The following is a 21,260-nucleotide window of genomic DNA, read 5'->3' as shown; positions in this document are numbered from 1 at the left end:
AACATTAGGAAAATGCTGCGTCAGGATTCTGACGCAGCGGTTGGTTTTAGTCGTCTTTCGCCAGGTTGTACTTGCGCATTTTCTCCACCAGAGTGGTGCGACGCAGGCCCAGCATATCGGCAGCGCGCGCTACCACAAAATCATGCCGCTCCAGTGCCTGAGTAATAAACTGGATTTCCAGCTCCGCTAAATGCTCTTTCAGGTCGATGCCGGTTTGCGGCAACTGCGGATCGCTCTGAAAAACGTCGCTGTCTGCCGTGTCGCTCAGGATGCCATCGTCATCATCGCTTTGAAACAGCTCATTCAGCAGATCCCGCTCTTGCAGCGACTCCGGGTAATCCGGCACATAGCTGTCTACTTCCAGATGCTGGTAACGCTGCGGCAGTTCGGCCACATCCACCACCTGATTCGGATACATGATGGCCATGCGCTCTACCAGATTGGCCAGCTCGCGCACATTGCCCGGCCAGGCATGCAATTTCAGGCTCTCCATCGCCCGCTCGGTAAACTTTACCCGGGCATGACCGGCCTGATGCTGCCGCTGGATCAGTTCCTGACAAAGCTGCGGCAGATCTTCGGTGCGCGCAGAAAGCGCCGGGGTTTCAATCGGAAATACATTCAGCCGGTAAAATAAGTCTTCACGAAAGCGGCCATCCGCAATCATTTGCTCTAAGTTACGGTGGGTCGCAGCAATAATTCGAACATCTGCTTTGATCGGCTGGTTGCCCCCCACCCGCTCATAAATACGCTCCTGCAATACCCGCAGCAATTTCACCTGCATCGGCAAAGGCATATCGCCAATTTCATCCAGAAACAAGGTACCGCCCTGAGCCAGCTCGAAGCGGCCTTTGCGGGTAGAGAAAGCACCGGTAAAAGCGCCTTTTTCATGGCCAAACAGCTCACTCTCCAGCAGTTCAGCAGGAATAGCCCCGCAATTAATCGGCACAAAGGGGCCATCCGCCCGGCGGGAAAGCAAATGAATGTTGCGCGCCACCACTTCTTTACCTGTACCGGAGTCGCCCAAAATCATCACATTGGCCTCAGTCGGCGCCACTTGCTGGATTAAAAAGCGTAGCTGCTGCATCGGCTCGGCCGATCCCACCATATCGACCAAACGCGCAGCCTGATCCAGCCGTTGCTGCCCCGGTAACAACCGATGATATTCCTGACAATCTCGGAGCGATTGAGTCAGGCTGTCGTAACGAAAGGGTTCGGTTAAAAGCGCCACCACATTGCCAAACTGCAGCAACGCATCCTGAGTACCATCCAGCACTAAAAAGGCGGTGGCTGGAAACTGTTCGATCAGGGCTTGTGGTGCCTCATCCAACTGACCAAGCAGCACCACGGCAGGCTCGGGTTGCTGTAAGCAAGCCAATAACTCGGCAAAGTCAATAATCTGATGTGGTTCCAGCACAAAATCGAGAATAGCACTAAGGCGCTGTTGGCGTGGGATATTGCCATCGACGAGGTAAAGCTTGGGGGTGGCGCGCATAGTCACTCAATCGTTGTTCTGGTTATGCTCCCATTGTAGCGAAGCCGCTTTGGCTTGCCAAATAAAAAGCGCTGGAAATTTGACGTTCTGTCAATTTCCCAGCGCTAACCAACGGTTGCTCAGGCCGGTAAAGTTAACCACCCAAAATACGCAATGCCTGCTCCTGTTGCACCCGCCCCTGTGCTGCCACACTGATGCTGGACTGCAGCAAAATATTGCCAGCAACTTGCTCACTTACGGCTTTGGCGTAATCCAGATCTTCAATCCGGCTTCGCGCTTCAGCCTCACCAAGGCGCTGACGATCAATGACACTAGCCGCTGCTTCAAAGGCATTGATGGTGGCACCGGTATCTGCCCGTAAAGCCCCCAGCTGTTGCAGTGATTGCTCAACGCTGCCAAGCGAAGCAGTTAATTGCGATGGATCCGTCAAATCGAAATCAAACAAATTGCTGGTAGTAAGCGCAGCTGCGACGTCTTCCGTACTTAAGCTCAGGCTGCTATCGCCGGTACCAAAGGTTACTTCACCACTTTGATTAAACAGCCCTTTACCTGCAAACTCGGTGTTATCGATCACCTGCTGAATATTACCCAACAACTGATCTGCCTGCTGCTGCAAGGCCTGACGCTCACTGGCACCATAAATGCCATTACCAGCCTGAATCGCCAGCGTATTTAAGTCCTGCAAGTTTTCTTCAATCGCTTGCAGGCCTTGATCGTACACCCGCGCTAACGAAATACCATCGTACACATTGCGCGAAGCCTGTTCACGGGCATTGATGCTTGAAGTCAACTGATTGGCAATTTGCAAACCTGCCGCATCATCAGCTGCACTGTTGATACGCCTTGCTGTCGCCAATTTTTTGAACAGGTTGTCCTGTTGCGCAATGGTTTGATTCAAAATGGAGTTATTAGTACCGACTTTCATCCGCATGACCTCGCAACGCTGTAATGGTTAAATTATAGCCAGAACGCACTAAAAACGCGAACTTTGCCTATCTGCCTGGCTACTTTGCAACCAGAGAGTTTTAAATCCCCTGCGCTATCGGCACAATTTATGCTATGTTCAAGCAGTTAAGTGTGACACAGCAGAGGTTCACTCCATGTTTGATGGCAAAACAATCCTAATCACCGGTGGTACCGGCTCTTTTGGTCACAAATATACCCAGACCTTACTGGCTCGCTACAAGCCAAAAAAAATCATCATCTATTCGCGCGATGAGCTAAAGCAGTACGAGATGCAGCAGGTTTTTCATCAAGACTGTATGCGCTATTTTATTGGTGATGTACGGGATGCCGAGCGCTTATTACGAGCCATGCGTGGAGTAGATTTCGTCATTCATGCCGCAGCACTAAAACAAGTGCCTGCTGCGGAATACAACCCAATGGAATGCATTAAAACCAACATCAATGGGGCTGAAAATGTGATCAATGCCGCTATTGATGCCAATGTCGAAAAAGTGATTGCTCTTTCCACCGATAAAGCCGCCAACCCGGTGAACCTCTATGGCGCTACCAAACTGGCATCGGATAAACTCTTTGTTGCTGGTAATAACATCGCTGGCGGCAGCCGACCGCGTTTTTCGGTGGTGCGCTATGGCAATGTGGTTGGCTCACGCGGCTCTGTGGTGCCCTTTTTCCAGAATTTGATAGAGAAAAGCCACGATCACCTGCCAGTTACGCATGTGGAAATGACCCGATTCTGGATAACCCTGCAACAAGGGGTTGATTTTGTGCTGAAAAACTTTGAGCGCATGCTGGGTGGCGAAATTTTCGTACCTAAGATCCCATCCATTCGCATTATGGATTTAGCCAAAGCCATGGCACCAAGCATGCCCATCAAAGAAGTGGGTATCCGTCCTGGCGAGAAGCTGCATGAAGTGATGTGCCCCGGTGAAAACTCCTACCATACTTACGAATTTTCCGATCACTTTGTCATTGCACCCTCCATTCGCTTTTTTAACCGGAAAAATAGCTTTGATGTGAATGCATTGAATGAACAGGGTACTTTGGTAGAGCCCGGCTTTGAATACGCATCCAGTACCAATCCGCATTTTTTAAGCCCGGAGGAAATCCTGCAATTTAATCTGGAAGCCATGCAATGATCCCCTATGGTCGACAGCACATCAACCAGGCCGATATTGACGCCGTTTTGCAAGTGCTGCAAAGCGATTATCTAACTCAGGGGCCTGCTGTACCTGCCTTTGAACAGCGCCTGTGCAGCTTAACCGGTGCCAGCCATGCTATTGCCATGAACAGTGCCACCTCTGCGCTGCATCTGGCATGCCTTGCTTTGGGTGTCAATTCTGCCAGCCGGGTCTGGACTTCCCCTATCAGCTTTGTGGCTTCGGCCAATGCAGCGCGCTACTGTGGCGCTCAGATTGATTTTGTTGATGTTGAAGCTGAAACCGGCAATGTATGTATTCAGGCACTGCGCACGAAACTGGAACAGGCCAGAGCCAAAGATGCCCTGCCGAATGTGGTGATTGCCGTGCATCTTGCAGGCTTAAGCTGCGATATGCAGCAACTGCGTCACCTGAGTGCTGAATTTGATTTTCGGATTATCGAAGATGCCTCCCACGCTGTTGGCGGCCAGTACCTGGGCCAGGCGGTAGGCTGTTGTCAGTACAGCGATATTACCGTATTTAGCTTTCATCCGGTCAAAATCATTACCACTGCCGAAGGCGGTATGGCGCTAACCAATCAGCCGGAGCTTGCCCAACAAATGCAACTGCTGCGCAGCCATGGCATTACGCGCGAAGAAAGTCAAATGACCGAGCCAGCTCATGGTCCCTGGTACTACCAACAGCTGCAACTGGGCTACAACTACCGCATGACCGACTTACAGGCCGCATTGGGGCTTAGTCAAAGTACTCGTTTAGCAAACATCATTGCGCGACGTCAGCACTTGGCCCGACGTTATCAGCAATTATTAGCTGGCTTACCACTCGATTGCCCTGCTCAACCAGAGAACATCTTAAGCAGCTATCATTTGTTTATTATCCGGCTACACGATAAAGCCAAACGCAAAGCCGTCTTTGAAGGTTTGCGCCAAGCAGGTATTGGTGTGAATGTGCATTATATTCCTATCCATACCCAACCATACTATCAGCAACTTGGTTTTGATTGGGGAGACTTTCCAATCGCTGAGGATTTTTACGAGCGTATTATCAGCCTGCCGCTCTACCCTGAGCTGACCGAGCAACAGCAAGACTTTATCCGTGAGCAGCTGAGCGCATGGTTATAACGATCACCTTCGCCCCTGTTGGGGCCAGACCTCGCGCTATGGCCTGGCATCTGTTATCGTTATAAGGTAGCAACATCCAAACAGAACTGAGCAATGGCAACTTTAAAGCCCCTCTTACATTTCAGCTGGAGGTTTGAAGGTGGTACAGCTATCTGATGCACATTTGACACCCGCTTTAGATGATACACCCATGGACTTTTTGGTTGAGGATGAAGCTGAAACCGAGCAACAAGGCTATTGGACCATACTCATTGTCGACGATGAGCCGGAGATGCACCATGTCACCACCATGGCACTGCGCGATTATAGTTTTCAACACCGAAAGCTTAACTTTATAAGTGCCTATAGTGCAGCTGAAGCCAAAACAAAGTTGGAACAGTATCAGGACATCGCACTGATTTTACTGGATGTCGTCATGGAAACGGACGATGCCGGTTTGACCCTGGTCCGTTTTATTCGTGAGCAACTGAATAACCATCAGGTCAGGATCATTCTGCGTACAGGTCAACCCGGCCAGGCACCAGAGCAGCAAGTGGTGCAAGAGTATGATATCAATGATTATCGCTCCAAAACCGAACTAACCGTTCAGCGTTTAACTACGACCATTACTTCTGCACTGCGCTCATATCTGGCAATTACCCAACTGGAGCAACTGAACGAAACTCTGGAAGCTAAAGTCGCAGCCCGAACCCAGGAGCTTGAATCGGCTCTGGCACAATTAAAGCAGTCACTGCACGAGCTTGAAGCCGGGGAAAAAGCCGGTAAGCAAGTACAGTTCAAATTATTGCCACCCAAACAGATGGCTTGGATGCCTTACCAGTTTGAACATCTGCTCTACCCATCCGACTTCATGAGTGGCGACTTTGTAGATTACTTTGTTATTGATGATATCCACTGCGGCTTTTATATTGCCGATGTCTCTGGCCATGGTGTTGCCTCCGCTTTTGTCACCGTTTATTTAAAGCGCTTTATCAGCTCCTTGCTTGAGCGTTTCAAGCTGCAGCAGTCCAGACTGATATTAGAGCCCGCAGCCTTGCTGCATGAGCTCAATAGCGAGCTACTCAAAGAGGCTATTGGCAAATACATTGCTCTGTTTTATGGCGTACTGAACCGACAGAATCAACAACTGCTCTTTGCTAATGCAGGAGCCTTTCCCTGGCCTTTACTTCAGGAAACATCAGGGGCAATCCGTTGGCTGGAGCTCAAAAGCACCCCAGCAGGCATGTTTGAAGCCGTCAACTACCAAACCGATTGCATCGATTTTAAACCGGGTATGGCCATGCAACTCTGCTCCGATGGTTTGCTCGATGTTCTACCTGGAGACAACACGGAGCAAAAACTGAAGTTACTCCAACATCAGGGAACCAAAAGCCTCCATCAGTTATTAACGAACTTGCACATTGATCCCAACCAGGGATTACCGGATGATTTAACCATGCTCAGAATCAGTTGTTATGGAGACCAACCATGAACACCGAGCAAATCCTGTTCGCTTGTCTGCAAGAACACTGTTATTTCAAACTAAGCGGCGAACTCAGATACACCAATGCTACTGGTATGGATGACCTGATTGAGCAGTTATTTGAGCAAGAGCAACCAGCCTGCGCACAGGTAGTGGTTGACTTGAATGACGTAACCTTTATCGATAGCACACACATTGGCTTGCTGGCCAGTCTGGCACGGCATTGCCAACAGCATCAGTTACCAAAACCGATATTGTTCTCTACTAATACTGAAGTCAATCAGTTATTAAAAGGGCTTTGCCTGGAAACAGTATTTGATTTTGCTGAACATCCGACCAATCAGGCTATCGACCTGACGCCAGTGCAGGTTGAGCAACACAGCGATGACCATAAAGGCAAAATGATTCTCAGGGCTCATGAAGCACTGCTGGATTTAAGCGATAAAAATCGGCAGGAATTTAAACCTGTGGTGGAGCTGTTGAGAAAACAGCTGTCTTAATGCGGAACCAAGCCGCATCTGACATTATGTGAAGTGCTCCCAACTGGTTGGCGTATTTTTCACGGCAGCTTTACGCAGCGTTTTACCAAGCAGTTGTTCCAGGTACTTTGGAGCCAGGCCAAAGCCCGGCCGCACACTACGAATATGCTGCGGTGCCAACACAGTACCAGCGGCAAGATCTTCGACAAAATAGAGCGAGCGACGAAACTTTGCATTACCCTGCTCACTGCTTTGCCTGGCGTAACTTACCTGGCCCAGAGCTTGCCATGATGTTTTTACATCTCGGCACAAAGCGGCTAAATCAGCCGGCTCTAACGAAAAACTATCATCGGCACCACCACCGGCTCTATCCAAGGTAAAATGTTTTTCAATAATCGTCGCCCCCATTGCTACGCTGGTGATGGCTGTAACATTATCAATGGTATGATCCGACAAACCAACCTGTACCTTAAAGCGCTGTTGCATATCCGCCATGGTTCGTAAGTTGTAATCGGATGCTGGTGCCGGATAACCACTGATGCAGTGCAAAATTGCCAACTGCTGGCAACCACCTTCCCGGGCGGCAGTAATGGCATCTTCAATTTCAGCCTCCGTTGCCATTCCGGTAGAAATAATCATTGGCTTGCCTGTCGCGGCAATATAGCGGATTAAAGGTAGATCCACCGCCTCAAAAGAAGCCACTTTGTATGCAGGTGCATTCAACTGCTCCAGCAAATCTACCGCAGTTGAATCAAACGGAGAACTAAAAATCGTGATGCCCAGCTGGCGGGCATAATCAAACAGTGGCTGATGCCACTCCCAGGGTAGCTGAGCTTGCTGATACAACTCGTAAAGATTCTGGCCATCCCATAACCCGCCACGGATCATAAAGTCTTCCGTCCGAGCATTCAGAGTAATGGTGTCAGCCCGATAGCTCTGTAATTTCACCGCATCCGCCCCGGCCTGCTGCGCCGCCAAAATGAGCTGCTTCGCACGCTCCAGACTGCCATTGTGATTTGCCGACAGCTCTGCAATAACATAGGGTGGATGATCGGTAGAAATCTCTCTACCATTAATGCTCATTCTTTTCATCAGCTACTCCTTTTGTTACCAGCTGTTTTGCTGCTTGATAGGCATCCATCAACACATCCGTCATAAAGAATAAAGCAGGCTTGGCTCGGCCGATAAATTCGATGGATGGATTTGCTGTTTTCACGCCTTCAAATAACTGCAATCGTTGTTCTTCACTCCCTGCCAGCGGAATTGGAAAACCGGCTTTGATCTCGCTGGTGCCAAGGTGGTGCATCGTGGCCCGATCGGCAAACACGCCCATCGCTTTGAGCTCTTTGGCGATGCAATCAGCAGCAGGTTGCGCCCCAACATCATGGATCACTTCCACACTGCATCGATTACTGGCTGTTGCTTCGGATCCCTGCAGATTATTGTACAGGGTGATCCGGTAGCTCTGTAATGCAGGCTCATAACAATACAGATAGTGACATTTCGCCAGCGGAGTCTCTGTGCTATGAAAATGAAAGATACTTATTGCGCGGCTTTCAGGTCGTTGTTGCTGCACTCCTTGCAGCCCCAAGTAGACCGGTACTGTCCAAATGACCTGCCTGGCCTGCAAGACCTTACCATCATGAAAACTTACCTGGTGCATCGACTGCTGTCGCTCAACTTTTTGAATGCGGCTGGAAAAAAGACACTGACCTCCCTGCTGCGTTATCTGTTGCTGCAACAGCTTAATCCACTGGCCAATACCTTGCTGCTGATCCGGATAATACCAGCGGCTATCACGTGGCTTTTCACGATCATCGCTATAGGCAAGTACAGCATCCAAATGATTGATTTTTTTTAGGTTGATGCTTTGCTGGCGATCACCACAAATTAAGCGGCTTAGGCCATAATACTTCAGCGCCTGCGGAGACAATTCAGCCAGTGCCTTATTGCAAAACTTCGCCATCAATGGGGCCAGTACCTGGTTGCTAATGGTCGAACCATAACAGTGCTCAGCATAGTGCTTTAGATCGCCGGCCACGGAAGTCCTATCACTGGTTTGCAGCAACTCTGCCAGAACCGTTTTTGCAATCTCCCCTTGTGAGCTGATATCCGGGAACTGTGAACGTTCATTCAGCATACCATTGAAATAGTTCCCTACTTTCAATGCAGTTAATTGATGCCAACTCCGACAAATTTGTTGAGGAAACAACAGCTTGTTCAAGTCCTCATCCGAAGTCATCTCAGGGATATGGGTGCCCAAATCAAACTGCTGCCCGGCAAACGTCTCTGAGCGCAACAGCCCGCCGGGCTCTGTACCACTATCCACCAGCACAACGGTGCTACCGGGCTTATACGACAGAATTGTTAATGCGGCAGTAAGGCCGGAAATACCGGCGCCAACAATCAGATAGTCCAGATCTTTCATAAAAGCCTGCCTTGCATTAAGTAATAAGCTGCAACCGGTGCGCATCAAATCCGAGGTAACAAATGGCATCCAGCCAAGCCAAATGACTGATAAATTGCTGGCCTTTCTGGTGATACATTGGATGTTCCCAGTTTTGATAACAAAGCTGAATACCCTGGGCAGCAAATCGTGCCCGTTCTTGCTCAAGGTAAACACGCGAGCCTTGATTAGCGAGGTAGCTGTCAGCATTCAGTTGCTGAAGAATAGCTAACAATAAATCAGCTTTTTGGCCGGATACACCAAGCTCCGATGCTTTTAGTAAAGGGGTCTCAAGCCCCAACCGCCAGCAAACGGAACGAATAAGAGCAATGTTTAAATCCGCAAGCCTGTCGTAAGGCGTGTTAAAAACCGGCTCAATAAGCTCCAGCACCTCCGCCAGGTACGGTGTTTTAGCCAAATAGGTTTTAACGGAGTTTAGATGTTTACGCTGCCAGTTGATGCGCTGATTGGCCAGCGCGATGTCCATGATAGGAGCATCCAGCGCATGCCGGGCAACAGGCACAGACAGCCAAATCACATTATCCTGATGATCTTTGATACGGTTTCTAGACTGCCAGGATTGCTTTTCAAACTGCACATTATCAAGAAAAACAAAGCAATCTACCTGGGCTATTTGCTGGAAATACCCTAACCATGGCAAGTAAGTGGGTTGGCTGATGGCAATTTTAGTCATAATTGCCTTTACGAGGTGTGTGGGCAGTTTGTTTTAGGTAACAACTGAACTCAAAAGGCACCACTCCAGCTTTAATTTCATAATCATGCCTTAAACTCACCATCGGCGTAAGCTCTTCCTTACAAAAAACAAATACCTCCGCTGGATTAAAGTAATAAAGCCCCTCCGCTTTGTAATCAACATAGTGACTCAGGCAGTTAAAAGCCAGTCCTTCGTCCGTAACCGCAAACAATAGCCGAAGTATATCCTGCAGAAAGCTTTGGTTGCAGGTGATGTCATTGTTAAAAACACCGCTGATAAAGACCAAATCAAAGCGCTCTGGTATGCGTTCCTGCAATATGTTCCTCAGCTCAAAACGCCCCTCCGGATGATTCTCCCGCGCAAGCTTTAACAACTCTGCCGATAAATCATAACCCACGTACTCCCCAGCAAAACCTACGCGCTTAAGTAAGCCAAGCAGGTGGCCGGCACCACAACCAAAATCGAGTATTTTTTTATGCTGAAACTCAGGAAAGCCCTCCAGCAAAATCTGAAAGCGTCGCTCCTGCGTTTCTACGCTGCTTTGCTGAACCGCATGATGTGAATAGCCATGTGCCTTGGCAAGGGCATTGTAATGATCGGATATCTGCAGCAATTGCTGCTGTATGTCATTCTGTGGCATCAGTACACTCACCTAAACATTGCACTACAAATTTCGCCGCTCTTTCCGCCGAGCCGGAGGAAAATACCTGATTACAGGCTTTTCTCGCATCGGCATGCATGGTCTCTGAATAGACTATATCGGCCAGTTCTGTCAGAAGTTTATCGGGTTTTAACTCAGATGCATGCCCAAGATTAAAACACAAACCTGCCTGGCTAAACTGCATAGTTTCTTGCAATTCGCCAGCAGTCAGTGAGATCACTGCAGCCGGACACCCCAGATAGGCACACTCATACTTTGCCAGCCCACCACTGGTGATGCAAAAATCTGCCCAGACATAATGCTGATAAATATCAGAGCTTGCTGGCAACCATTCTACATTTGGACAGACACCGTCACCCTGATGACGCAACCCCAGGATACGGATTTTCAGCGTCGCATCCAACTGATGCAAAGCAGCCACAAGTTTCGGTGCTATGTCGTAGCAATCGCCACTACCAATCAATAGCAGTACTTTGTGTGGAGGCATGCTTTTCTGCAGTGGGCCAGAGCCCGGAAACGAGGGGTGTGGTAAATAATAACTGAGCCCCAGGGCCTGCGACCTAGCGCCTTTGCTTCGATAATCAAACCTGGGAGCAGCCAGAGTAAAGTTAAGCACGCCTGCCACTGGGTAGGACTCATGCAAACAAAAATCATCCAGTACCACGTAATGATGATGTTCAGGTAACTCTGATGGCTGGTAGTGATAACTGTCAACCACCACCTGGCTTCCTGGAGCCAGAGTAGCGGCTCGTTGACAAATGCTAAGCTGCGTGTGCTGTAACACTAGCTGGAAGGCTGCGGCAAACTGCCGGGCGGTTTGATGATAGCTGCCAATGAATACCACATCTCGCCCACGGCGCTGCAGTGCTTTGGCCAGCGCGGCACAACGCAAAAAATGCCCCATGCCACTGGTCGCATCGGCATCGCATAGCAGGAACACACAGTCAGTCTGGTATGCCATCACTTCACAGTTTTCATCAAACCAGGCAAATGCCTGAACAATACTTCAGCCAATTGCCAATCGTCTGGCGTATCAATATCATGCGCACGATAACGTGGAATGGTCATCCCTTGAACCATCTGCTCATAAAACGGCTTCTCGGACATCCAGGCTGCTGCAGTCCCAAGATAAAATTGTCCCACATCATGATAATAGCTATCACAGTCCTGAGTTCGGCTGTTCAAATATTCAGGTGCCTTCATCGCAAGACGGCCGGTCGAATCAAGGCTCAGTGCTCTGGATAAAGGATAGGTATAGGCGGTAACGGGCATGACAAAATCAGCAGAAGTTGCCTGAAGCTGCTGGACTGCTTCTCGCAGATCATCTGCTGTCGTAAACACTGCCGTCGGGTACAGGCAACAAATAAGCTCGTGGCCGGGCAAGCGCAATTCACTGATGGCGTGCTGAATCACCGGCACCGTTGCCGCCATATCATGAGCCAGGCTATCGGGCCGGATAAACGGAACCTCGGCCCCTTCTTCGCGTGCAACACTGGCAATTTCAGCATCATCGGTACTTACCAGTACGCGCTCAAATAAACCAGAGGCGAGTGCCATTCTCAATGGCCAGCTAATCATTGGTTGGCCGGCAAAAAGCCGGACATTCTTCCGCGGTATCCGCTTACTGCCCCCTCGCGCAGGTATAATTGCAATTGTCATAACATGCCAGAGCCAGTTGCCTCAAAAACCCCATGAAAAATTGCCAGCGCTTGTTCCTCAGTATAGACGCCACTCTTTACCAATGGCCAACTTTGCACTTCACTGCTATCGATAACCCGCTCATAGCCCGGCTGAAACTTAATCATGGCTGATTTGAAGCCTAATGCAGCCATCACAGCCAGTCTGTGTTGGCCTGCCGTAACCACAAAGCGGGCATCCTGCTGATGCTTCAAGACATAACCCCGGATGTACCCATCCGGTTTTAACTCCGGAGTATAGCCTTCCTGGCTGATAACCATAACCAGATTTCGGAGCCGTTTTAACTCGGCCAGCACTTGAGCATCGCTTTGTGGTCCAAACGCATGGCTATCCCAATCCGGGATCAAGGCAGCTTTACTTTGCCCGGCTTGCATGTCTTCGATGCTGTCGGAGCTATCAAACCAGGGCAACCAACTGACATAACGATCAAGTGGCATCTGTGATAAAACACCAATATCTGCGGTATAGCCTAGTTGCTGCCAAAGATCGCCAAAGCATGTTGGCTGACACGATTGATAATACTGGTACAAAGGCGCTTCCCGGTAATTAATAGGCCGAGAGCTTTGTATACACTCAAAAATGAAAGTCGCTGTCGCAGTAAAACGGTGCCAACCTACGCCTGGTGCATAGCGTTGCAAATCCTTGCTGCCGACGGCGGCGTCCAATGGGATATGGCACAATTTACTGACTGAGCTACGGATACTCTGAGTACTATCGGAAAGCTGCGGCCTTTTGAGTGGTGTCGATACCGAGCCCTTTTTGTGGTACACAATCAGCGGCCGGAAAGGCTCACTGACCGGTAAGTTGTTCTCAGACAAACCTACCAGTTGGCTGGTAAATAAAAAACCTTTTTCATACAGTAAATTGTCATAGTATTCTTTGGCAGATAGCGCATCATTCTCAGTGAAACCCTGTGCAGAACCATACTTCTCATAGATCAAGCAGGGCTGAAAGAATAATTGCAGGCTTGCTTTTTCAAACAGCTGAACAAAAAATGCTTCCGAATACGAGGTAGAAAACAGCTTTGCAAGTTGCTGATTAACGGATAAAAACAAAACAACATCTACCTCAGGCAAGGCTTTCAAATCATCAAGGGTAAGTGCATGCTGGCTGATCTCAGCGCTACTAAAGTTTTGCTGTTGGAACTGCCGGGCAGTATCCGCATACCCGGCATCGGCTTCAAACCCAACCGCGGCCAGGCCTAAAGCATCCAACTGGGCAGTAATCACCCCCTCGTTGCAACCAACATCAATTGCTGAACGAGCACTCTTGTCCAGATGCAAATTAATTAATGCAATATTTTGTTTCACGCCATTTGCTCTGGCTCCGAGCTGATAACTCATACTCTACTACCTGTGTGAAGGGTTATTGGAAGTAATGTGATACATCGACATCATCAAACTTCAGTGGTTGTTCAAGAAAGCTGTCGTGTCCCTGCAAGATACTCTCCTGCCAAATCGTACAAATGGTTTTGAATGCCTGCAAACACTCTGCTTCGTCGGAGGAAGCTGACGCTAAGATTTTGGTGAGCACACCACTAAAGTAATTGGCGCTGCCATAGAACAAGTAAAATATCAGGTTTTTCCTATCCGGAATTTTACTGCGTAAAAAGCGCCACTGCTCCTCAACAAAGCGCCGGGCGTCTTCCAGTGACTCTATTGGCTGCTCAAAAAAAGCCAGCCACTCGAAAACACTTTCTGAAAGGCTTAAAGTATCAATCGATGAAAAAACGCTATCTGCAAAAGGGCTTAAATCAGCAAAAAAGGCGTTTGCAATAAAATCCTCAATCTCCGTATCACGAACAAAATCAGTGCCAAGCAAAATGGATTCATAGCGTAAAGGAACAGCACCATCAATTGCTACCCCATTACTGCAGTTATACACCTCAATTTTATTGCTTGTTTTTGCAATCGCCTGTTCGATTAATTTTCGGGATACATCAAACTCTGGCTTAGTGAACACATAGGGTAAGAAGTTACCTTTTACCGGCATACCTCCACCATGCGTCTCTTTGTAGTTATACAGCTCGGTTCCATCCGATTTATAGTAAGAAGATAACTTTGAGTGATGATAATTTAAATCAGCATAGCCCAGGTCAACACCAAACAAGTACAAATACCTGAAACCAGCTTGTAAGACAAAGTTCACCACCAGGTTGCTCACCGTTGGGTATGCATAGCTCAGGGGCATAATTTTATAGCCCCCCTTCTCAATCGTTGATTGAAATAATAAGGTTGACGACTCTCCTGATTTAAAGCACAGCAAGACATCTTTAAACAAAGCTGCCGTATCAGGGTGAATGCCGTTGACACTGATAAGCCTGATTGATTTTAAATACTCTGGATCATTAACCTGGCTTATCCAATAGAAGGTTGACTTGTTTTGCTCAATCTCCGCATGAAAATCAGGCTTTATCCCTCGGGAATGCAATGATTTTAAGGCCGTACCACAACTTATCAATATCACCTGCTGCCGGTAGAGCTGGATGTACTCAATGGCATCATCAAGACTGGGTCCATTACCAATAATAAACACCGGCTTGGTTAAAAGTGATGCGCGCGAGTAGTCGTCGGCATGGAACTTCAAAAACTTATGGTGCTGCTTTAAGCTGTTATAAGTGTGCGAAATACCATACCTGGCATGATCATAGTACTCCCCCAATGCCAGCACAACACGTAGTTCTGAGCGTAAGTTAGAAATGGATTTTTGCATATCCGGATCAAAGTAAGAACTCAATAAATACGTATTAGCGATAGAATAAGCACCGACCTGATAGAACTGAGCCATCAAATCGTAAAAATAATTTGAACCATCACCACCAAGATTAAAGTAAATACGCCGATTGGATATATCCGCTTTTTGAATGATGTCAGACCAATCAATCACATGAAGACTTGCAAGGAAAAAGTCGAGATTCGGCTCACAAACATACAAATTTGTAATGCTATGCGAATCACATAATTGCTCTATATGCAGCCCAAGACCGATGCCAAAAATAATCATGGATTCAATGTCATCAGGCAAAGCGCTGGAGCCAGTCATAATATTCCGAATAACAGGCTGTGCTTTTTCAACCGCAGTAAAGTGAATGTAGTGACTTAGTTTTTTGGTAACCTTCTGCCCCAGAATAACATCATCCCTGAATGGGTTTTTCTCAAATGCATCAACCAGAAATTCAGATTCTTGCTTTGCATCATCATAAAACAGGGCATTACGCCGGCAATGCAGCAAGTTCGTTTGATCGCGATCATCTTTTACCAAACGCCAATTGATGGCCTTATAACTGGATATTTCTTTAAATACATGAGGATAATACTCCTCCAATGCTGCCAGGTTTTTTTCCAATAAGGATGGATTGGTGTAATCAGATGAGGCAAAATTTCCCAGGTTGCTATGGTTATGCTCAGGCAGGTTATTGAACAAAGCAGTATCGGGCAAAAATACCTGATACTTATTGGTCAAATGATCAGGCTGAGCGCTGTGGCCAAATGCAAAATGCATCACTTCGTCCATTACCGGATGAAAATAGTGCCGGTAAATATAGACTTTATCACCACTCAAAAGGGGGATCAGCTCGGCCAGATCTTCCGGTAAAGTGCTACCATCATTATCAAATTGCAAAAAAAGCTGAGTCCCGCTCTTCTCCGCAACCTGCAAAATACGTAGCCAATCAACCGCCTGCAATGAGCATTGCACCACATCCAATGAAGGTTCATAAACAACCAGATATTTCAGCTCAAGCTGTTCAAGCAGGTATTCCAACTGATACCCAAGCCCCAGACCAAACATAACAATGGCTTCAGCCTGGTGCTGGAGCGGCTCAGTCGGCCAGTGATCGTTCAAAGCATTGGAATGAAAATCTAAATAAGGCGCTGCGGCTAAAAAGGACCGCACCTCGTCGCGCATTTCCTGCTTTGGGGTTGTGCCATACCAGGTTCTTCCCGTGCTAAAGTCAACCATATTGATTTGCTCTGCAAGGGTGCCAAAAATGGAGAAGCGCTGGGATGTATGAGATGCAATGAGTTGCGGGATAGTCGGTATATAGTGGTTAAATGCTGAAATATTTTGCTTGTATCGTTGCTGGATTTCTACCGATACACTTTTTTCAATTGCTTTTTGTTTATCTTCATCCACACAAACCTGATGGTTTATATACTTTAGCATAAGGTTCCTGAGTATTATTTAGGAGTTATGGCCATAACTTTGCTTCGCTTTCTTACCCTTTTGAATGGAGAGTAACTCCGCACCAATGGTCGAACGTTGCTGATTGATGATTGTCATCATCTCGCGGAGATAGTCAAGGTTTTGCTGTAAATACTGAGAGTAGTCATCCAGCGGCTCAACCGCTGGTTGCCCTAGCAATGCATGCCAGTCGGCAAGGAGCTTTTGCAGTTGAGGCTCGGCTTCCTTTTCTTCCTGCAGCAAAGCCTTTATCTGAGCCTGAAAACTTTGCGCCTGTGCTTTCCTGGCTTCAAGAGATGACATGTTTTAACTACCAACGGCAATTTGTTGCCTCTGGGCCTGCAACTCATAGCCTTTTTCTCTATCTGCGACAGGAATTTGATCCCAGGCCCCTTTTATCGTTAATAACAACTCAACCACCTCATCCACTTTTTCGCTGCTTTTCTCGCGGCTGGCCAGGATCAAATGATTTAACATAAAGTCGTACAACGCATACAAGTTATCTGAAATGTCACCGGCGCTCATATCAAGCGAACCTTGCAACGCAGAAATAATGCTGATGGCTTTTGATAACGTAGCTGATTTACCAGCATAATCCTGCCGCTCAATGCAACCTTTGGCTTTTGCCATGTTTTCCAATGCACCTTGCATTAATAATTGAATGACCCGATGCGGATCGGCAACCGCCAAGTCATCTTTGATACCAACTGATTTGTAAGCCTTAATACCGTAACTCATAACGGACTCCTCTAATTCTGGTTTCGTGTCTGAGTTTTAAACCCAGGTAAATTAGCCAACTGAGCCGTCACAGTCGAAGCCATATTCTGCATGGATCCTAATAAGCCATCCAGTGCAGTATAACGGCTTCGCAAGGTTTGCTCGTAACTTTGCATATACCGATTTGCAGCTTCAAGATCTTTCGCATTTTTATCAATTTGTAGCCGCAAAGAGTTTTCTTTGCTTGCAATTATTCCGCCAGCTTGGGAAAACTGAGTAATGAATTTGTCCAGACTCTCACTCAGGCCATTGTCTCCTCCAAATAAGGAAGCAATCGCATCGTAATTCTCATCAAGGGCACGATTAAAACGCACTCGCCCGGAATCTCCGCCAAACTCGGTTGATGAAGAAATTTCAAGTTTGCCATCACTGTTAAATGTGATACCCATACTGTACAAGGTGGAAAGGCTATCATCCGCACCTTCAAAGGCAGATCCAAGTATACCGCGCAACTGGGCCATCATAGTTCGCGGCAAAGGATCACCGGATAAAGGACCTCCCTGAGCAGTCACCGTTTTACCGTCCGCTCCCAGAGTTCTGTGCTTTGTTAAGGCATTGATTTGATCAACCAGCTCGTTGTAGCTGGTAATGAAAGCATTTATTTTTTCTTCTGCGGCATCTTTGTCAGTACTGATGCTTAAGGCTGCATTGTTGTTGTCGGGAGTCACCGCACGCGCAGTTAAAGTGACATCCTGAATCACATTGCTAAAAACATTGCTGCTACTGGTTGCTTTAATACCATCAATTTCGATCTCAGCATCCTGCGCAATCTGGACGGCGGTTAAGCCTGGGCTGCCACCGGTCGGAACTGTCGAGATGGCATCCAGCTCTGCATTGTTATTGGTAACCTGTAAATCGTTGCCTTCACCAGTCACGTTTGAGCTCACCACCAGCTTGGTGCCAACCGCACCGCCAGCATTGATAAGGTTCACATTGACCCCAAAGTTATCGCTGGAGGCATTTATTTTTTGGCGTAGCTGATTCAACGTCATGCCTGCGGTGACTTCCACATCGAAGCTTTTACCATCGGCCGTAAACGTCAGAATACCATCGCTGGTACTTACTACATCACTGGCAGAAGCGAAAGCGCCATCAGCACTTTCAAAGCGACTACCAGCAGCCAGTTGATTTACTTTCACATCAAAACTACCAGGCACTGCATTGTTACTGGCGCTAGCCTCCAGATAGGTTTTGTTTTCGGTAGGCTGAGTAATAGTTGCAACTCTGGCATTGAGGTTATTGCCACCTAAGGCTTTTACAGCGGTCTGGAATGAAGAGAGAGCCGACTTCAGCCGGCCCACTCCTGACAACGAGGCTTCGAGAGTTGATTTTGTCTTATTAATACGGCCCAGCTTGCTATCACGCTCCACCTTTACCAGAGTACTTACCAGTTCCTCCAACGGCAAACCTGACGCTGAACCTAAAAAATTAATTTGCGACATAAATCACCTCTAGACTTTGCTATCCACCAGTAAACCAATGGAACGTCCCATTTCTTGCTGTAACCTCTTCACATCTTGTGCCACTTTTAACAGCTCTTCCGACGGAATTTGCCGAATAAGCTCTGAGGTCTTGAAATCAACCACTTTGATAACTTCGCGACCAGACGCATCATCAATCGAAAAGCTTAATGAGCGCTCTTGAATGGCAACAGCGTTGTTCATCACTTCAACTGCTTCGTCAAGTTCCTTGCGCGAGACTGACTCCGGCTTGGTGGCCTTGACCGGCTCAAGCGGAGCCAGACGCTCGTTTTGCTTTGATTCATTCTCAGCTTTAGAGCGAACCTCTGCACCTTCAACTGGCAGTATGGAGCTGGTTACCGATGAGCTGTTTAAGATCATACTGCTCATATCAGACTCCTTATCGGCACGCAGGGTGAAAACTTAAGTACGGTTTTCACCACCGCGTGTTATTAGTTTAACCTAATAACGACAAAGCTGCCTGCGGACGCTGGTTTGCCTGAGCCAACACAGTAGTACTGGTTTGCTGCAAGATCTGCGCTCGGGTCAGCTCTGCAGTTTCACGGGCAAAATCGGTATCCCGGATCCGGCTACGCGCACCAGACACGTTTTCAGAGATATTCGTTAAGTTACGAATGGTCGCCTGGAAACGGTTTTGGATCGCACCTAAATCAGCACGGGTACCATCAATGATGCCGATTGCGCTGTCAAGAATAGCCAGAGCTGCTGAAGCACCTCCCGTTGAAGATACGCTCAAACCATCCAGACCTAAAGAATCAACACCATAGCCATCGGTTCTTGATAAGGTGATGCGGATATTTTGCCCGGCATTTGCACCAACCAGGAAAGAAGCAGAATAAGTACCATCCAGCAAGTTTTGGGTACCAAACTGCGTTACCTCAGCAATACGGCTGATTTCTGTTAGCAATGCGGTCACTTCTTTTTGCAGCGCATTACGGTCGGCAGAACTGTTGATACCGTTCTGGGATTGAATGGCCAAGGTACGGATCCGCTGCAGTGCGTTGGTAATTTCATCCATCGCACCTTCTGCCACTTGCGCTACCGAAATACCATCATTAGCGTTACGAGCTGCCTGGTCCAGACCATTGATTTGGCTGGTCAGGCGATTCGAAATCTGCAAGCCGGCCGCATCATCTGCAGCGCTGTTAATCCGAAAGCCTGAAGACAGACGCTTAAATGCAACGTCCAGGTTATTGCCTGAATTAAACAACTGACGCTGAGCATTCAGCGATGAAGTATTGGTGTTTACGTATAAAGCCATGAGTCACTCCTTAGTTCAGGCAAGGTTCTGCAAAACCTGATCGCCTTCAACTATTTGTTTTACTAAACGGTTTCGGTAATAGACTACCTACGCTCCGTGAATTGAGCCAAGCTGCAACTTGGCTTAACCTAGTTATCGGCAACAGTGATAAGAACTTTAGAAAAAAAATTATTTTTTTTAGCGGCGGGGTTCCGAGCCTTAAAATACCTGGCTTTAGTACTGAAAAAAGAAAAACCACCCCGCAAGGTGGCTAATAAAAGAGAGCAAGGTTCGAGTCACTCCAAAAAGCTAAAAATACCTTGCCAAGGACTTGATTAGTAAGCACGGCCTGACTGCAATCAATGGTGCTTTTTGTAATTTATCTCTCTGCCAAACCACCTGCTGCTACCTTAAGCCAATACAGTCAATGCCGCCTGCGGTCTCTGATTTGCCTGCGCTAGCACAGCTGTGCTGCTCTCCTGGATAATCTGAACTCGTGTCAGCTCAGTCGTTTCTTTCGCATAATCAGTATCTTTAATGCGGCTGCGGGATGCAGACACATTCTCACTGATATTGCTTAAGTTTTTTATCGTAGAGAAGAGAGAATTCTGGATAGCGCCATAATCTGTTCTCGCTTGGTCAAGCTGCATTAATGCAGCATCAATTCCATTTAACACATCCTCCGTGCTGTCATTCACAAGACTGAGGCCATCCAGGTTTAGGCCAGCTGCATCGGTTTGATAGCTGGCGCCAAGCTCAATACTTAACTTCTGTCCGGCATTAGCACCAATCATAAACTCCAAAGTACCTGCACTTCCATCCAACAAGCGGATCCCTGCAAACTCGGACTTTTGTGCAATTGAGTTGATAGCCTGGCGTAACTGATCAAACTCTTGCTGCAAGGCTTCTAAATCAGCTTCAGAATTCACACCATTATCTGCCTGTATTGCTAAGACCCTCATCCGGTGAAGTGAATGAGTGGCTTCTTCCATTGCTCCATCGGTGACCTGCACCAAAGAAATTGCATCAGTAGCATTGCGTACAGCCTGATTAAGACCTGACACCTGATTCGTTAACCGGCCACTGATCACCAGCCCTGCCGCATCATCGGCTGCCCGATTAATACGATAGCCAGAACTAAGCTTCTCAAAGGTTGCATTTAACCCTGAAGTTGCATTGCTCAACAATCGCTGCGAACTAAGCGAAGATTGATTGGAGTTCACCACCAAAGCCATTGCTCGACCCCTGTATAAAAACCATCGTCAGTGCATCCGTTTGCGTATCAAAATGTATTGGCTTGCTGGAGAGATCATAAAAGCGAAGTCTCTCCATTACCAAGCCATTACTTGCTGTTACTGCAGCAGACTTAAAGCTGCCTGAGGC

21 protein-coding genes are annotated in these 21,260 nt (G+C 47.7%); 4 read left to right on the top strand and 17 right to left on the bottom strand.

All coding sequences use genetic code 11. The features are described 5' to 3' along the window. Positions 1–46: 46 nt before the first annotated feature. Both QWY20_RS07060 and QWY20_RS07055 read right to left on the bottom strand, forming a co-directional pair. Positions 47–1,492: a sigma-54 dependent transcriptional regulator gene (locus tag QWY20_RS07060; protein ID WP_330128315.1), complete on the bottom strand. Its 1,446-nt coding sequence runs from the start codon at positions 1,490–1,492 to the stop codon at positions 47–49. Positions 1,493–1,625: 133 nt separating this feature from the next. Next, positions 1,626–2,417, bottom strand: coding sequence for a flagellin (locus QWY20_RS07055; protein WP_330128314.1), 792 nt, complete (start codon positions 2,415–2,417; stop codon positions 1,626–1,628). 175 nt (positions 2,418–2,592) lie between these two features. Here QWY20_RS07055 and pseB point away from each other — a divergent pair, with 175 nt between their 5' ends. From pseB to QWY20_RS07035, 4 genes are all read left to right on the top strand, one after another. Then, positions 2,593–3,594 carry a UDP-N-acetylglucosamine 4,6-dehydratase (inverting) gene (gene pseB / locus QWY20_RS07050; RefSeq protein ID WP_330089122.1) on the top strand — a complete coding sequence of 334 codons (1,002 nt, stop codon included), beginning with the start codon at positions 2,593–2,595 and terminating at the stop codon, positions 3,592–3,594. Further along, complete coding sequence (gene pseC / locus QWY20_RS07045) at positions 3,591–4,736, top strand: UDP-4-amino-4,6-dideoxy-N-acetyl-beta-L-altrosamine transaminase (protein ID WP_330128313.1); 1,146 nt, start codon at positions 3,591–3,593, stop codon at positions 4,734–4,736. Before pseB ends, pseC begins: the two co-directional genes overlap by 4 nt. A 139-nt stretch (positions 4,737–4,875) precedes the next feature. Continuing rightward, a complete protein-coding gene (locus tag QWY20_RS07040; protein ID WP_407935411.1) occupies positions 4,876–6,207 on the top strand; it encodes a PP2C family protein-serine/threonine phosphatase in 1,332 nt (443 codons plus the stop codon). Next, a complete protein-coding gene (locus QWY20_RS07035) occupies positions 6,204–6,698 on the top strand; it encodes an STAS domain-containing protein (RefSeq protein WP_330089125.1) in 495 nt (164 codons plus the stop codon). Before QWY20_RS07040 ends, QWY20_RS07035 begins: the two co-directional genes overlap by 4 nt. A gap of 24 nt (positions 6,699–6,722) precedes the next feature. On the opposite strand, the gene pseI is transcribed toward QWY20_RS07035, so the two are convergent. The 15 genes from pseI to QWY20_RS06960 form a co-directional block, all read right to left on the bottom strand. Further along, complete coding sequence (pseI, locus tag QWY20_RS07030; protein WP_330128500.1) at positions 6,723–7,772, bottom strand: pseudaminic acid synthase; 1,050 nt, start codon at positions 7,770–7,772, stop codon at positions 6,723–6,725. Next, positions 7,750–9,105: an NAD(P)-binding protein gene (locus QWY20_RS07025; RefSeq protein ID WP_330089126.1), complete on the bottom strand. Its 1,356-nt coding sequence runs from the start codon at positions 9,103–9,105 to the stop codon at positions 7,750–7,752. The genes pseI and QWY20_RS07025 overlap by 23 nt, the downstream gene beginning before the upstream one ends. Positions 9,106–9,121: 16 nt before the next feature. Beyond that, on the bottom strand, positions 9,122–9,817 hold the full coding sequence (locus tag QWY20_RS07020; protein WP_330128312.1) for a WbqC family protein: 696 nt from the start codon (positions 9,815–9,817) through the stop codon (positions 9,122–9,124). Then, positions 9,810–10,478 (bottom strand): class I SAM-dependent DNA methyltransferase, encoded by a 669-nt coding sequence (locus QWY20_RS07015; protein WP_330089128.1) that lies wholly within the window; start codon positions 10,476–10,478, stop codon positions 9,810–9,812. Before QWY20_RS07015 ends, QWY20_RS07020 begins: the two co-directional genes overlap by 8 nt. Beyond that, a complete protein-coding gene (locus QWY20_RS07010; protein ID WP_330089129.1) occupies positions 10,465–11,460 on the bottom strand; it encodes a hypothetical protein in 996 nt (331 codons plus the stop codon). Before QWY20_RS07010 ends, QWY20_RS07015 begins: the two co-directional genes overlap by 14 nt. Then, the gene (gene pseF / locus QWY20_RS07005) at positions 11,460–12,158 is read right to left on the bottom strand and encodes a pseudaminic acid cytidylyltransferase (protein WP_330089130.1); all 699 of its coding nucleotides are present in this window, start codon (positions 12,156–12,158) and stop codon (positions 11,460–11,462) included. Before pseF ends, QWY20_RS07010 begins: the two co-directional genes overlap by 1 nt. Then, entirely contained in the window at positions 12,155–13,540 is a 1,386-nt protein-coding gene (locus QWY20_RS07000; protein ID WP_330128311.1) for a methyltransferase domain-containing protein, read from the bottom strand. Before QWY20_RS07000 ends, pseF begins: the two co-directional genes overlap by 4 nt. A gap of 22 nt (positions 13,541–13,562) precedes the next feature. Continuing rightward, a complete protein-coding gene (locus QWY20_RS06995; RefSeq protein ID WP_330089132.1) occupies positions 13,563–16,331 on the bottom strand; it encodes a 6-hydroxymethylpterin diphosphokinase MptE-like protein in 2,769 nt (922 codons plus the stop codon). 48 nt (positions 16,332–16,379) lie between these two features. Further along, positions 16,380–16,682, bottom strand: coding sequence for a hypothetical protein (locus QWY20_RS06990; RefSeq protein ID WP_330089133.1), 303 nt, complete (start codon positions 16,680–16,682; stop codon positions 16,380–16,382). A gap of 3 nt (positions 16,683–16,685) precedes the next feature. Then, complete coding sequence (fliS, locus tag QWY20_RS06985) at positions 16,686–17,117, bottom strand: flagellar export chaperone FliS (protein ID WP_330089134.1); 432 nt, start codon at positions 17,115–17,117, stop codon at positions 16,686–16,688. A gap of 11 nt (positions 17,118–17,128) precedes the next feature. Continuing rightward, complete coding sequence (gene fliD / locus QWY20_RS06980) at positions 17,129–18,598, bottom strand: flagellar filament capping protein FliD (RefSeq protein ID WP_330089135.1); 1,470 nt, start codon at positions 18,596–18,598, stop codon at positions 17,129–17,131. Positions 18,599–18,607: 9 nt separating this feature from the next. After that, positions 18,608–19,006: a flagellar protein FlaG gene (locus QWY20_RS06975; RefSeq protein WP_330089136.1), complete on the bottom strand. Its 399-nt coding sequence runs from the start codon at positions 19,004–19,006 to the stop codon at positions 18,608–18,610. 67 nt (positions 19,007–19,073) lie between these two features. Then, positions 19,074–19,898 carry a flagellin N-terminal helical domain-containing protein gene (locus QWY20_RS06970; protein WP_330089137.1) on the bottom strand — a complete coding sequence of 275 codons (825 nt, stop codon included), beginning with the start codon at positions 19,896–19,898 and terminating at the stop codon, positions 19,074–19,076. A gap of 389 nt (positions 19,899–20,287) precedes the next feature. Further along, entirely contained in the window at positions 20,288–21,112 is an 825-nt protein-coding gene (locus tag QWY20_RS06965; RefSeq protein WP_330089138.1) for a flagellin N-terminal helical domain-containing protein, read from the bottom strand. Then, the coding region (locus tag QWY20_RS06960) for a hypothetical protein (protein WP_330128310.1) at positions 21,075–21,260 on the bottom strand (186 nt) is incomplete at its 5' end. The genes QWY20_RS06965 and QWY20_RS06960, both read right to left, overlap by 38 nt.

Origin of the sequence: Alkalimonas cellulosilytica, from assembly GCF_036325985.1 — a bacterium.
GTDB lineage: Bacteria > Pseudomonadota > Gammaproteobacteria > Enterobacterales > Alteromonadaceae > Alkalimonas > Alkalimonas cellulosilytica.
The sequence above is the reverse complement of the archived record's forward strand: the minus strand, read 5'-3'. Positions and strand labels throughout refer to the sequence as shown.